The organism is Janthinobacterium sp. CG_23.3 (assembly GCF_046115965.1).
Taxonomy (GTDB): domain Bacteria; phylum Pseudomonadota; class Gammaproteobacteria; order Burkholderiales; family Burkholderiaceae_D; genus Janthinobacterium.
This window is the reverse complement of the sequence record NZ_JBJXIB010000014.1, coordinates 49,121-62,515: the sequence shown is the minus strand read 5'-3', so window position 1 is coordinate 62,515 and position 13,395 is coordinate 49,121. Positions and strand designations below refer to the sequence as shown.

The window sequence follows — 13,395 nt, the reverse complement described above, 5'->3', positions numbered from 1 at the left end:
GGTACAAGAAGAAGGGGGCCATCGGCGTTGTTGCTAGTTACCACTGTCAAGAGCGAACAGTTTTTCTCGCGGTTCTCTGTTTTTCCCTCCCCCCCCCCCCCGGCGCATGGCCGCCCTAGCTGTCCGCCAGGTGCGCGGCCAGCCTTGTCCCCAAGCACAGCAACGTCAATGTCGGCGGCAAGCCCCATGCCTCCGGTATCACCGACGCGTCGCACACGAACAAATTCCCGGTCGGCGTCTGTAACGTCGCGTCCACGCCGTCGCCGATGCGTACGCTGCCGCCCGGATGCGCGGCGAAATGCAGGCTGTTGAACTGATGTTTCGCGCCCGCCTGGCGTAGGATCGCGCGCGCCAGTTCGACGCCGCGCGCCAGCTTTTGCCGGTCGGCCGGCTGCAGCGACTTGTTCACCCAGCGCGGCCCGATGCGCCCGCCCAGTTCGTCGCGGATCTTGACCATGACCGTCAAGGTGCGGCGGTGCGCCAACAGGCGGTCGAAGCGCCCCACCTGCGCGGCGAAGGCCTGGTACATCGGCCGCGGCAGCGCCATGTCGGCCAGCGTGATGCCGTCGCCGTGCAGATGCGTGCCGGCCGCCATCGGCACCTCGGCGCCGCCGTCGACGTCGTCGACGCTGCCCATGACGGCGATGACCGGATCGCTGAAATGGCGGTCGTAGCCGGCCGCCAGCCCGGACGCGTGCAGCAACCGCGGGCTGCCAATGCCGCCGCCGGCCAGCACGACCACGCCGGCGCGGGCTTGCCGCGTTTGGCCCTGACGCGTGAATTCGACGCCGCTCGCCCGCCCCTGCTCGACGATCACGCGCTGCGCCTTCGCCTCCGACAGCAGTTCGGCACCGGCCGCGACGGCGTCGTCGAGCAGATTCCTTGCGGTCCATTTGGCGCCGAACGGGCAGCCGTAGACGCAGCGCCAGCAGCCGCTGCGGCATTTGTCGGGGTAGATCATTTTGTCGAGTTTTTGCCAGTCGTGGCCGAGCGCGCGGGCGCCCTGCATGATGCGCTTGGCCATCGGTCCGATCAGCGCGTCGGGCAGCGGCGCCATCGGCAATTCGCGCCGCAGCGCCGCCAGCGCCGGCCCCAGGTCGACGCCGTACTTGGCGAAGTACGGCAGCGGCGGCGCCATCGCGGTGGCGAAATTGATCGCCGAACTACCGCCGGCGGCGACGCCGCGCACCAGCAGCGAGCCGTCCTGGTTGAAGAACGCGCCTTTGCCGGGGATGGCGGCCATCGCCGCCATCTGGCCCAGGGTGCCGGTCAGCGGGGCGGCGCTGCCCTGTTCGAGGATCAGTACGCGCAGCTGTCGGCGCGCCAGGTCGCGCGCGACCGCCGCGCCGCCGGGGCCGCTGCCGACGACGATCACGTCATAAAACGATTGGACTGGGTTCATTGTCATATCATACCGGGGACAGACCACGATTTCCGAGAAAGATTCCCTCGGAAATCGTGGTCTGTCCCCTTGCTCACTTTGTCTCAGCAAAAAAACGGCGGAACGCTTGCGCGTCCGCCGTTTTGTTATGCCCCGCCGTGTACTTTGTTACTTGCTGGCCGTCGCGGCGCTGTCCCAGCCGCCGCCCAGCGAGCGGATCAGCGCGACGGTGGTCACTGCGCGGCTGCCGCGCAGTTGCACCGCGCTGCGTTCGACGTTGGCCAGGTTGCGCTGGGCGTCGAGCAGGTCGAGGTAGCTGGAGCGGCCGGCCGCGTACAGCTTGCGCGCCAGGTCGGCCGAGCGCCGCGCCGAGACGACGGCGTCGTCGATCTGCTCGCCCTGCCCGGCCAGGATGCGCAGGCCGGCCAAGTTGTCTTCGACTTCGGCGAAGGCCACCAGCACGCTTTGGCGATAGCTCGCCACCGACTCGTCGAGCAGCGCTTCGCTGCGCGTGATATTGGCCTTGTTGCGCCCGCCGTCGATGATCGGCATCGACATCAGCGCGCCCAGCACCCACGAACGCGTGCTCCACTTGAAGATGTCGGAGAAGACGTCGGAGGCGCCGCCGCCGGAGGCGTTCAGCGTCAGCGCCGGGAACATCGCCGACTTGGCGATGCCGATGCGGGCGTTCGACGCCATCATGGCGCGCTGCGCCGAGGCGATGTCGGGACGGCGCTCCAGCAGCGACGACGGCATGCCGGCCGGGATCGCCGGCATCGGCGCGCTGTCGAGCAAGGGGCTGACGCCGGCCGTGAAGTTGGCGGCCGGCTGGCCCAGCAGGACCGCCAGCGCGTGCTCGGCGTTGACGCGCTGACGCTGCAGGCCGATCGCTTCGGCGCGGGTGGTCGACAGTTCCGTCTTGGCGCGGGCCAGGTCGAATTCGCCGATGTCGCCCAGGTCGTAGCGGCGCTGGTTGACGTGCACGCCCTCTTCGCGCAGACGCACGGTCTGGTCCAGCGTGGCCAGCTCGGCGTCGGTGGCGCGCAAACGGAAGTAGGTTTGCGCGACGTCGGCCTGCAGCGCCAGCAGCACCGAGCGGAAGGTCGCTTCGACGGCGGCGGCGTCGGCGCGCGCGGCGCTGACGTTCGAGGCGACGCGGCCGAACAGGTCGAGCTCGTAGCTGGCCGTCAGGTTGGCTTGGTAGAGCGTCGCCGGCGCCACCGCGGTGCCCTGCGGCAGCCCCAGCGACACCGCCGAGGCGCGGCTGCGCTGGGCGCCGACGCCGGCGCCGATCTGCGGAACGCGGTCCGCTTCGGCGATGCCGGCGATGGCGCGCGCCTGGCGCACCCGCGCCGCCGCCACCGCCAGGTTGGCGTTGGCCTTGGTCGCCTCGGCGATCAACTGGTTCAGCGCCGGGTCGTTAAACGCCAGCCACCATTCGCCGCGCGGCTGCTGCTCGGCCGGCTGGCCCTGTTTCCAGCGGCTGCCGTCGGCGGCCGTTTGCACCGGCTGCGGCGCCTCTTTGAAGGCGGCCGGCAGCGCCATTTGCGGTTGCTTGAATTCCGGCGCGGCGCAGGCCACCAGCAGCAGCGCTGCCAGCAGGGGCGCGACGCGCTTGGCGATAGCGCTTGTCTTCATTGCTGTACCCATTAATGTGTCCCTTCCAATTTTGGCGCGGCCACTGCTACCGCCGCGTCGGTTTTTTTGCCAAGGCGCTGGGCCAGCGTGCGCAGCAGCACGTAGAACACCGGTGTCAGGAACAGGCCGAAGAAGGTCACGCCCAGCATGCCGGCGAAGACCGCCACACCCATCGCGTGGCGCATTTCCGAACCGGCGCCGTGCGAAAACACCAGCGGCACCACACCCATGATGAAGGCGATCGACGTCATCAGGATAGGACGCAGACGCAGGCGGCAAGACTCCAGCGCCGCTTCGACGATGGTGCGGCCGTGGTCTTCCAGTTCCCTGGCGAATTCGACGATCAGAATCGCGTTTTTCGACGCCAACCCGACCAGCACGAACAACGCGATCTGCGTGAAGACGTTGTTGTCGCCGCCGGTCAGCTTGACGCCGATCAGCGCGCACAGGATCGACATCGGCACGATCAAGATGACGGCCAGCGGCAGGGTCCAGCTTTCATACTGGGCGGCCAGCACCAGGAACACCAGCAACACGCACAGCGGGAACACGTAAATCATCGTGTTACCGGACAGGATGTCCTGGTAGGTCAGGTCGGTCCACTCGTAGGTGATACCCTTCGGCAGCACTTCGCGGGCGATCTTCTCCAGCTCGGCCTGCGCTTCGCCGGACGACACGCCGGGGGCCGGCGCGCCGTTCATGTCGGCCGACACGTAGGCGTTGTAGCGCTGCACGCGGTCGGGGCCGTAGCTGTCTTTAACACGCATCAGCGACGACAGCGGAATCATCTCGCCCTGGCCGTTGCGTACCTTCAGTTGCGCGATGGCTTCGGCCTGCGAACGGAACGGCGCGTCGGCCTGCACCCGCACTTGGTAGGTGCGGCCAAACTGGTTGAAGTCGTTCACGTACATCGAACCGAGGTTGATCTGCAAGGTCTGGTAAATGCTCGTCAGCGGCACGCCCAGCTGCTTGGCCTTGGCGCGGTCGACGTCGGCGAACAGCTGCGGCACGTTGATCTGGAAGCTGGAGAACACGCCGGCCAGCTTCGGATTTTGCCATGCCTTCATCTGCATCGCCTGGGTCGCCTTGTACAACTCGTCGTAGCCGACGTTACCGCGGTCTTCGATCATCATCTTGAAGCCGCCGATGGTGCCCAGCCCGTTCACCGGCGGCGGCGGGAAGACCATGATGAAGGCGTCCTGCACCGCGCCCATTTGCTTGTTGATTTCGGCCGCGATGGCCTGGCCGGACTGCTCCTTCGAAGTGCGCTCGCTGAACGGTTTCAGCGCCGTGAAGACGATACCGGCGTTCGGCGCGTTGGTGAAACCGTTGATCGACAGGCCGGGGAAGGCCACCGACGATTCCACGCCGGGGACTTTCATGGCGATGTCGGACATGCGGCGGATCACGGCGTCGGTGCGTTCCAGCGAGGCGGCGTCGGGCAGTTGCGCGAAGCCGACCAGGTATTGCTTGTCCTGGCCAGGCACGAAACCGTTCGGCACCACCTTGAACATGAACGCGGCGGCGACCGCCAGCATGGCGTACACCGCGACCGAGGCGCCTTTGCGGCGCAGCACGCCCTTGACGCCGCTTTCATACTTGGCCGAGGTGCGGCCGAAGAAGCGGTTGAACCAGGCGAAGAAGCGGCCGAACAGCTTGTCCATCAGGCGCGTCAGCGCGTCTTTCGGCGCGTCGTGCGGCTTCAGCAGCGCGGCGGCCAGGGCCGGGGCCAGCGTCAGCGAGCTGAACGCCGAAATCACGGTCGAGATGGCGATGGTCAGCGCGAACTGGCGGTAGAACTGGCCGGACAGGCCGGAGACGAAGGCGATCGGCACGAACACGGCGCACAGCACCAGGGCGATGGCGATAATCGGGCCGCTGACTTCCTTCATCGCCTGGATGGTGGCGTCGCGCGGGCTCTTGCCCATCGAGATATTGCGCTCGACGTTTTCCACCACGACAATGGCGTCATCGACGACGATACCGATCGCCAGCACCAGCCCGAACAGCGACAAGGTGTTGATTGAAAAGCCGAAACCCAGCATGACCGCGAAGGTGCCGATGATCGACACCGGCACCGCCAGCAGCGGGATGATCGAGGCGCGCCAGGTTTGCAGGAAGATGATCACCACCAGCACCACCAGGGCCACCGCTTCCAACAGGGTGTGGATGACGGCGCTGATCGATTCGCTGACGAACTGGGTGGGATCGTAGACGACGCTGTAGTCCAGGCCCTGCGGGAAATCCTTTTTCAGCTCGTCCATCTTGGCGCGCACGTCGGTCGACAGTTGCAGCGCGTTGGCGTTGGGCGCCTCGAAAATACCGATACCGACCGCCGATTTATTATTCAGCAGCGAACGCAGCGAATAGGAGTTCGATCCCATCTCGATGCGCGCGACGTCCTTCAGGCGCGTCAGGGCGCCGTCGGCGTTGGTGCGCACGATGATCTCGCCGAACTCCTCGACCGATTGCAAACGGCCCTGGGTGTTGACGGTCAGCTGGAACTGGCTGTCCTTGGCCGGCGACTGGCCGATCACCCCGGCGGCCACTTGCACGTTCTGCTCGCGGATGGCGCCGACGACGTCGCCGGCGGTCAGGCCGCGGCCCGCCACTTTTTGCGGATCGAGCCAGACGCGCATGGCGTAGTCGCCGGAACCGAACATATTGACTTCGCCCATGCCCGGAATGCGGGCCAGCTGGTCTTTGACGTTCAGCACTGCGTAGTTACGCAGGTACAGGTCGTCGTAACGGTTGTCGGGCGAGGTCAAATGCACCACCAAGGTCAGGTTGGGCGAGCTTTTGACGGTGGTCACGCCGATCTGGCGCACCTCTTCCGGCAGCCGCGGCAGGGCGCGCTGGACGCGGTTTTGCACCTGCGTTTCAGCCTGCTCGACGTTGGTGCCGATCTTGAAGGTGACGGTCAGCGCCAGCGAACCGTCGGAGGTGTTTTGCGAGGACATGTAGAGCATGTTCTCGACGCCGTTGATTTGCTCCTCCAGCGGCGCGGCGACGGTTTCGGCGATGACTTTCGGGTTGGCGCCCGGGTACTGCGCGCGCACCACCACCGAAGGCGGCACCACGTCCGGGTATTCCGAGATCGGCAGCTTGAAGATCGACAGCAAGCCGGCCACGAAAATAATGATCGACAACACCGCCGCGAAGATCGGCTTGTCGACAAAAAAGCGTGAAAAATTCATGATTTATTCCTTTACAGTCGATGCCGCCGTGGCTGCGACCTTGGCGTCTTTCGCCGCTGGTTTAGCCGGTTGTTTTGCTTCCGGTTTGGCGACCGGGGCGGCCGGATCGAAGTCCATCGCCACCACCTGCGCCGTCACCGGGGCGCCGGGGCGCACGCGTTGCAGGCCGTTGACGACGATTTTCTCGCCCGCCTTCAAGCCCTCGCGCACCACGCGCAAGCCGTCCACCGTCGGTCCCAGTTTCACCGGGCGGTATTCGGCCTTGCTGTCGGCGCCGACGACGAAGACGAACTTGCGGTTCTGGTCGGTGCCGATGGCGCGGTCGCTGATCAACAGCGCGCGGGTCTGCTCCTTGCCGCCGTTGCCGGCGTCCAGCTGGACGCGGGCGAACAGGCCGGGAACCAGCACGTTGTCGGCGTTGGCGAAGGTGGCGCGCATGCGCACGCTGCCGGTTTTCGGATCGAGCTGGTTGTCGACGAATTCCAGCTTGCCCTCGTGCGGAAAGCCCGCTTCGTTGGCCAGGCCGACCCGCACCGTGACCGGCGCGCCCTTGTGCGACTGGGCGCCGACGCGCAGGTAGGTGTCTTCGTCGCCGTCGAAGCTGGCGTAGATGCGGTCGGTCGACACCACCGAGGTCAGCACGGCGGAGCCGTCGATCAGGTTGCCGACGGTGATTTCGGCCTTGCTGACGCGGCCGTTGATCGGCGCGTGCACCTGGGTGAAGCTCAGGTTCAGCTTGGCCGCTTCAAACGAGGCCTGGGCGGCGCGGGCGTTGGCGTCGAGTTCCTTCAGGCCGGAAGCCTTCTCGTCGAGTTCGCGCTGCGGGATGGCTTTTTCGGCCAACAGCTTTTCGGCGCGCACCAGCTCCAGCTTGGCCAGGTCGGCCTTGGCGCGGGCCGACAAGGCGGCCGCTTCGGCGCGGCTCATCTCGGCCTGGAACGGCCGCGGGTCGATGACGAACAAGACGTCGCCCTTTTTCACTTCGCTGCCCGGCTTGAAGTTGACGGAGGTGATGAAGCCGCCGACGCGCGAACGGATTTCGACGCGCTCGACCGCTTCCAGGCGGCCCGAGAATTCCTGGGTTTCGACGATTTGTTTTTCCACCACGGCGGCGGCCGAAATCGGCGGACCAGCCTGCGCCGGCGCTTCCTGCGCCTTGCTATTGGCCGAATCGCACGCGCTCAAGCCCAGGGCTGCCAGCCCCGCCAGTGCCAGCGCGGCGGCGAGCGGCCGTGCCAGCGTCGTCAATTGTTGAACGTTTTTCATATTTTTCCCTTTTGTTATGAAATTTATAATGATTTAGGCGGAACAATGCCTTCTGGCTTGATACAGGTGATTCGGGGCGGGCGCAGACCCGCGTGCTGTCTATGGCGGCGAAAATATACACTACACAGTGTAGTGCTTACATCTTAGAAAGTAAACTTGTTGGTGTAAATACTCATGCTGGTCTTCCCGTTCAGCTTGCCGGGGCCGGCTCCAGGGTGGCGATGAAGTCGGCCATCTCGCTCAACGCGCGCGCCTTGCAGGCGCATTCGTTGCGGGCGCCCGGTTCTTGCAGCGGCGCCGGCGGCATGCGGCTGACGGTGGTCTTGATGCCACAGGCAATCAGCTTGGCGCCGTATTGTTCCGCCTCGTCGCGCAGCGGGTCGTCCTCGGCCGACATGATCAGTGCCGGCGGCAGGTTCTTCAAACGGCTCGACTGCAACGGCGAGGCGTACGGGTGGGTGCGGTCGGCGGCGTTCGGCAGGTAGCCGCGGTAGCCGGCGGCGCACACGTCGGCCACCTCGATCATGTCCGGGCAGGACGGCATGGCCCGCATCGAACAGCTGCTCAGGCCGGGATCGAGCATCGGCATGATCAGGATTTGGCCCGCCAGCGCCGGGCCGCCGCGGTCGCGCGACATCAGCGTACACACGGCCGCCAGGTTGGCGCCGGCCTCGATGCCGGAAACGATCAATTGCTTGCCGGTCCAGCCCAGCTTGGTCTTGTTCTTCTTGGCCCACACCAGCACGGCGTGGGCGTCTTCCACGGCGGCGGGAAACGGGCGCACCGTGGCCAGGGTGTAATTGGTCGCCAGCACGATCTGCTTCGGGCTGCCCAGCACCAGGCAGCGCAGGAAGTCGTCGCCGTCCTCCAGGTCGCCGCCGACGAAGCCGCCGCCGTGGAAAAACACGATCAGGCTGTCGAGCTTGGCGCCGGGCGCGCCGGCCGTGTAGATCCGCGCCGCCAACGCGTCCTGCGCGCCGCGCACTTCCATGTCGCGTATCGTCAGCTGCGCGTCGGACGGCACCGCCGTCATTGCGCGAGCGCCTTGCCGGAGGCCGCGCTCAGTTCGGCAGGCAGCGCCAACTCGTTGGCGCACAGCAGCGCGGAACCGTGCGACACCTGCGACACCAGCGCGTCGTAACCGCTGGCCTCGGCCTGCGCCGCCTGCGAATAAACGTCGGTATTCACCATTCCGGCCAAAGCAAGTGAGCTCAACGCAAGAGCGACGACTGCAAAGATTCCATCCCGATGACCCATGACATTTCTCCCGATAACTTCCGACGACCCCTGCATTTATGCTGCAGTACAACAACTATAAACTTGTTCTACAATATGATAAATACTGCAATGTCGAATTGATTGTTCAGGAATCCGAACAATAGGGAAAACCAATGAATAAACTGCAAGCGATGGAAGTGTTCGTGCAAGTGGTCGACGCCGGCGGTTTTACGCGCGCGGCCGAGAACATGCAACTGCCCAAGGCCAGCGTGTCGACGCTGATCCAGTCGCTGGAGACGGCGCTGGCGGTCAAGCTGCTGCACCGGACCACGCGCCAAGTCAGCATCACCGCCGACGGCGCCGCCTACTACGAGCGCTGCCTGCGCATCCTGGCCGACGTGCGCGAAGCCGAGGAGTCGCTGTCGCGCACCCGCCTGAGCCCGAGCGGGCGGCTGCGGGTGGAGGCGCCCACCGGCGTCGCCGGCGAGATCATCATCCCCGCCCTGCCGGCCTTCTTCGAGCGCTACCCCGACATTACGCTGGACCTCGGCTGCAGCGACCGCCCGGTCGACCTGATCGAGGAAGGGGTCGACTGCGCGGTGCGCGGCGGCCAGCTGGGCGACTCGACGCTGATCGCGCGGCGCGTCGGCATCGTCCAGTTCACCACCTGCGCGGCGCCGGCCTACCTGGACAAATTCGGCCGGCCGCGGCACCCCGGCGACCTGCTACGGCACCGCTGCGTGAACTATTTCTCGTCCAAGACCGGCAAGACCTACGACTGGGACTTCAGCCGCGGCGACGAGCGCATCCAGCAGCCGCTGGCGGGCCATATCGCGCTGAACGACTCGAACGCCTACATCAGCGCCGGCCTGGCCGGCCTGGGCGTAATGCAGATGCTCAACTTCACCGCCCAGCCCTACCTCGACGACGGCCGCCTGGAACTGCTGCTGCCCGACTGGAGTTCGGACCCGCTGCCGGTGCACGTGGTGTACCCGCAAAACCGCCACCTGTCGGCCAAGGTGCGGGTGTTCGTCGAATGGGTCGCCGAACTGTTTTCCAACCACCCCGGCATGCAGCTCAAGAGCGCGCCGCGGCAGCCTCCACCCCTCTACAGGTAGCCATCTGATGACCACACCGCACAACATCGTCTTCCTCGACCGCGACAGCCTGATCGCCACGCTGCGCCCGCCCGCCTTCGCCCACGAATGGCGCGAGTACCCGTCGACGAGCGCCGCCGCGGCCGCCGGGCGCCTGGCCGAGGCCAGCATCGCCATCAGCAACAAGGTGCCGCTGCGCGCGGCCGACCTGGCGCAACTGCCGCAACTGAAAATGATCGCCGTGGCCGCCACCGGCACCGATATCATCGACCTGGCGGCGTGCCGCGCGCGCGGCATCGTCGTGTGCAACATCCGCGACTACGCGGTGGCCTCGGTGCCGGAGCACTGCATGGCGCTGATGCTGGCGCTGCGGCGCAAGCTGCTCGACTACCGCGCCGACGTCGAAGCCGGCATGTGGCAGCGCTCGGCGCGCTTTTGCCTGCTCGGCCATCCGATCCGCGACCTGCACGGCAGCCGCCTCGGCCTGCTCGGCTACGGCGCGCTCGGCAAGTCGGTGGCGGCACTGGGGCGCGCCTTCGGCATGGAAGTGTGCGTGCACACCCGCTCGCCGGTGACGGACCCGGACGTGACGGCGCTGTCCTGGGACGAGCTGCTGGCGACGTCGGACGTGCTCAGCCTGCACCTGCCGCTGAGCGAGCAGACCCGCCACATCATCGGCGCGGCCGAGCTGGCGCGCATGAAGCCGACGGCGCTGCTGATCAACACCGCGCGCGGCGGCCTGGTCGACGAGGCCGCGCTGGCGGCCGCGCTGAGCGACGGCGTTATCGGCGGCGCCGGCTTCGACGTGCTGGCGCAGGAGCCGCCGCCGCCCGACAACGTGCTGCTCAAGCTGCGCCTGCCGAACTTCATCCTGACGCCGCACACCGCCTGGGCCAGCGGCCAGGCGATGCAGGCGCTGGCCGACCAGTTGATCGACAACGTCGAGGCGTTCGCCGCCGGCCGCCCGCGCAACGTGGTGGCCTAAAAGGTCCCCGGCAGCAGGATGCGCCGGTCGACGTCGCGCACGTCGCGCAGGCCGCAGAAGGCCATCGTCAAATCGAGTTCGTTGCGGATGATGGCTAGGCATTTGTCGACGCCCGCCTCGCCCAGCGCGCCCAGCCCGTACAGGAAGGGCCGGCCGATGTAGACGCCCTTGGCGCCCAGCGCCAGCGCCTTGATGACGTCCTGGCCGGAGCGGATGCCGCCGTCCATGTGCACCTCGATCTGTGCGCCGACGGCGTCGACGATGGCCGGCAGCGCGCCGATCGACGATTGCGCGCCGTCGAGCTGGCGGCCGCCGTGGTTCGAGACGATCAGCGCGTCGGCGCCGCTGGCGGCGGCCAGGCGCGCGTCCTCGGCGTCCATGATGCCTTTGATGATCAACTTGCCGCCCCAGCGCTGCTTGATCCACTCGACGTCGCGCCACGACAGGCTCAGGTCGAACTGCTGCTGGGTCCAGGCCGACAACGACGACATGTCCGTTACCGACGTCGCGTGGCCGACGATGTTGCCGAAGCCGCGGCGCTTGGTGCCCAGCATGCCCTTGCACCAGCGCGGCTTGCTGGCCATGTTGAGCAGGTTGGCGAGGGTTAGCTTGGGCGGCGCCGACAGGCCGTTGCGCAAATCCTTGTGGCGCTGTCCCAGCACCTGCAAGTCGAGCGTCAGCACCAGCGCCGAGCAGCCGGCCGCCTTGGCGCGGTCGATCAGGCGGTTGATGTACGCGCGGTCCTTCATCACGTATAACTGGAACCAGAACGGCTTGCTGGTGTGCGCGGCCACGTCTTCGATCGAGCAGATACTCATCGTCGACAGCGTGAACGGCACGCCGAAGCGCTCGGCCGCGCGCGCCGCCAGTATTTCGCCGTCGGCGTGCTGCATGCCGGTCAGGCCGGTCGGCGCCAGCGCCACCGGCATCGCCACCGGCTGCCCCACCATCGTCGATGCCAGGCTGCGATTTTCCAGGTTGACGGCGACCCGCTGGCGGAATTTGATCTGCGCGAAGTCGCCGCTATTGGCGCGGTAGGTCGACTCCGTCCACGAACCGGCGTCGGCGTAATCGTAAAACATGCGCGGCACGCGCTTCTGCGCCAACACGCGCAAGTCTTCAATGCAGGTAATAATCGTCATGCACGCTCCCGGGTTCGCTACTGCCCCACGCAGGGCCCACTAGAAAAAGGGGACTAGATTTTGCAATCTAGTCCCCGATATTCTGGTGCGGCTGGCAGGAATTGAACCCACGACCCCTTGGTTCGTAGCCAAGTACTCTATCCAACTGAGCTACAGCCGCGAAAGGCAAGATTATAGCAGGGGTTTGGCGAACGGCCAAGGGCGGACGGTCGCGCGTCAGCCCCGGTTCCAGACCGGCCGATGGAATCGACGGGTAAATCGGATAATTTCACGGCGCGACCGTCGCAACGCGCTAACGCCTGTCGCCGTCGACCGGGCGGCGCTGCGGCAAACGCTTAAGCGGAGCGCGCCAATAGTTTGAGCAGGCCGCCCATATCGGCGCTTCCAGCCTCGGGAAGGTATTGCCAGGAGCCGATTCCGGCGCGCTCGAAGCGCCGGCTGGCCTGCGACGACTCGTCGAGCACAATCACCCGCATCCCCGCTTCCGCAACGCTGTGAATGCGCGCAATCGCCTCGTCCAGCGCCTTCTTCTGCCCACCCGAATCGACCGTCACCAAAAGATAGTCGGCGGCGTCCGCAACGTCGTACCCGGCCTCGCCAAACCAGGCCGTGTCGATCCGTTTGACGCTGCCCTTTTGGCTCAGCAGAATATTGAAGCCGCCATGAATGAAGGCGGCCAAGGACTTCGAGTTTTCATCGTCCATCGCCGGGCCGATCAACAGGCACACTTCACCGGGTTCGCGGTTGACATTCAGGCGCAGCTGGCGCAGCGATTTGGATACTTCCTCGAACACATGGCGTAGCCCCGCGACGCGCTTGACCACGGAGGAAGCGACGGTCGGCTGATCCGCCACCGGCGTGGACGAACGCGCCGCACGGCCGTGCGCCACGGGAAAATCGGCCACCGTCACCTTGTCCGCCCGCATGTCCAAGTCCGTGCACCAGCGTTGATATCGTTCTTCAACGTGCTGGACGCGGCGCGCGACATCCTCATTCATCCGCAGCGAGCCATCGCTCAAGTCCCGCTGTAGCAAGCCGAGATTGCTGCTTACCCGTTTGAGGAAAAACCGGACTTTCTGATCCTGATCACGGTTTTGTTCCACGGCATTAAGCGCCTCTTCAGCCGTGGACAGGGGAAGCGGCACCGCGCTCAAGGGCGACACCCAGCCCTGTTGCCGCGTGGTTTCCCGCCAATCGTCCGTCAGCGAAGCAAAAATTTGCTGAAGCCCGGCCTTAATCTTGCTTCTGCCCGCATCCGACAGCGTATAGGTATCCACCTGGCCGCCGCGCCGTCGCGGCTCGGAAAGCAACTTTTTCTTAACGACACAATCGATGTTTCGATTCAACACCGTGCGTACCGTTGCAGGTTTTTCATCGGCGGCGGCGGCCAGGCTGGCGACAGTAAAGTGCTCCAGCCTGACCATTGCCGCGAGAATCGTGTTCGTTTTCAACATTTTTCTGCCTCATCAAG

At 65.9% G+C, this 13,395-nt stretch carries 10 protein-coding genes and 1 tRNA gene; 2 read left to right on the top strand and 9 right to left on the bottom strand.

Annotation, left to right across the window (positions count from 1 at the left end):
* Positions 1–115: 115 nt before the first annotated feature.
* From ACFDR9_RS06175 to ACFDR9_RS06150, 6 genes are all read right to left on the bottom strand, one after another.
* Positions 116–1,402 carry an FAD-dependent oxidoreductase gene (locus tag ACFDR9_RS06175; protein WP_409030406.1) on the bottom strand — a complete coding sequence of 429 codons (1,287 nt, stop codon included), beginning with the start codon at positions 1,400–1,402 and terminating at the stop codon, positions 116–118.
* 147 nt (positions 1,403–1,549) lie between these two features.
* A complete protein-coding gene (locus ACFDR9_RS06170; RefSeq protein ID WP_409030405.1) occupies positions 1,550–3,019 on the bottom strand; it encodes an efflux transporter outer membrane subunit in 1,470 nt (489 codons plus the stop codon).
* A gap of 11 nt (positions 3,020–3,030) precedes the next feature.
* Complete coding sequence (locus tag ACFDR9_RS06165) at positions 3,031–6,216, bottom strand: efflux RND transporter permease subunit (RefSeq protein WP_017876054.1); 3,186 nt, start codon at positions 6,214–6,216, stop codon at positions 3,031–3,033.
* Positions 6,217–6,219: 3 nt separating this feature from the next.
* Positions 6,220–7,482 (bottom strand): efflux RND transporter periplasmic adaptor subunit, encoded by a 1,263-nt coding sequence (locus ACFDR9_RS06160; protein WP_017876055.1) that lies wholly within the window; start codon positions 7,480–7,482, stop codon positions 6,220–6,222.
* A 190-nt stretch (positions 7,483–7,672) separates the two neighbouring features.
* Positions 7,673–8,515, bottom strand: coding sequence for an alpha/beta hydrolase (locus tag ACFDR9_RS06155; protein WP_017876056.1), 843 nt, complete (start codon positions 8,513–8,515; stop codon positions 7,673–7,675).
* Positions 8,512–8,673, bottom strand: coding sequence for a hypothetical protein (locus tag ACFDR9_RS06150; RefSeq protein ID WP_232429678.1), 162 nt, complete (start codon positions 8,671–8,673; stop codon positions 8,512–8,514). Before ACFDR9_RS06150 ends, ACFDR9_RS06155 begins: the two co-directional genes overlap by 4 nt.
* A 200-nt stretch (positions 8,674–8,873) precedes the next feature.
* Between ACFDR9_RS06150 and ACFDR9_RS06145 the strand changes: the two genes are divergently transcribed.
* On the top strand, positions 8,874–9,818 hold the full coding sequence (locus ACFDR9_RS06145; RefSeq protein ID WP_409030404.1) for a LysR family transcriptional regulator: 945 nt from the start codon (positions 8,874–8,876) through the stop codon (positions 9,816–9,818).
* Between the two features lie 7 nt (positions 9,819–9,825).
* Positions 9,826–10,782 carry a D-2-hydroxyacid dehydrogenase gene (locus tag ACFDR9_RS06140; RefSeq protein ID WP_409030403.1) on the top strand — a complete coding sequence of 319 codons (957 nt, stop codon included), beginning with the start codon at positions 9,826–9,828 and terminating at the stop codon, positions 10,780–10,782.
* On the opposite strand, the gene ACFDR9_RS06135 is transcribed toward ACFDR9_RS06140, so the two are convergent.
* The 3 genes from ACFDR9_RS06135 to ACFDR9_RS06125 form a co-directional block, all read right to left on the bottom strand.
* Positions 10,779–11,924, bottom strand: coding sequence for an L-lactate dehydrogenase (locus ACFDR9_RS06135; protein ID WP_409030402.1), 1,146 nt, complete (start codon positions 11,922–11,924; stop codon positions 10,779–10,781). The genes ACFDR9_RS06140 and ACFDR9_RS06135 overlap by 4 nt on opposite strands.
* 83 nt (positions 11,925–12,007) lie before the next feature.
* A tRNA-Arg gene (locus tag ACFDR9_RS06130) sits at positions 12,008–12,084 on the bottom strand.
* 175 nt (positions 12,085–12,259) lie between these two features.
* Entirely contained in the window at positions 12,260–13,378 is a 1,119-nt protein-coding gene (locus ACFDR9_RS06125) for a hypothetical protein (RefSeq protein ID WP_409030401.1), read from the bottom strand.
* Between the last annotated feature and the right edge of the window lie 17 nt (positions 13,379–13,395).

Excerpts from the sequence above, each read along its gene's own strand:
- ACFDR9_RS06175 (WP_409030406.1), bottom strand. The coding sequence starts at position 1,402 with ATGAACCCAGTCCAATCGTTTTATGACGTGATCGTCGTCGGCAGCGGC.
- ACFDR9_RS06170 (WP_409030405.1), bottom strand. The coding sequence starts at position 3,019 with ATGAAGACAAGCGCTATCGCCAAGCGCGTCGCGCCCCTGCTGGCAGCG.
- ACFDR9_RS06165 (WP_017876054.1), bottom strand. The coding sequence starts at position 6,216 with ATGAATTTTTCACGCTTTTTTGTCGACAAGCCGATCTTCGCGGCGGTG.
- ACFDR9_RS06160 (WP_017876055.1), bottom strand. The coding sequence starts at position 7,482 with ATGAAAAACGTTCAACAATTGACGACGCTGGCACGGCCGCTCGCCGCC.
- ACFDR9_RS06155 (WP_017876056.1), bottom strand. The coding sequence starts at position 8,515 with ATGACGGCGGTGCCGTCCGACGCGCAGCTGACGATACGCGACATGGAA.
- ACFDR9_RS06150 (WP_232429678.1), bottom strand. The coding sequence starts at position 8,673 with ATGGTGAATACCGACGTTTATTCGCAGGCGGCGCAGGCCGAGGCCAGC.
- ACFDR9_RS06145 (WP_409030404.1), top strand. The coding sequence starts at position 8,874 with ATGAATAAACTGCAAGCGATGGAAGTGTTCGTGCAAGTGGTCGACGCC.
- ACFDR9_RS06140 (WP_409030403.1), top strand. The coding sequence starts at position 9,826 with ATGACCACACCGCACAACATCGTCTTCCTCGACCGCGACAGCCTGATC.
- ACFDR9_RS06135 (WP_409030402.1), bottom strand. The coding sequence starts at position 11,924 with ATGACGATTATTACCTGCATTGAAGACTTGCGCGTGTTGGCGCAGAAG.
- ACFDR9_RS06125 (WP_409030401.1), bottom strand. The coding sequence starts at position 13,378 with ATGTTGAAAACGAACACGATTCTCGCGGCAATGGTCAGGCTGGAGCAC.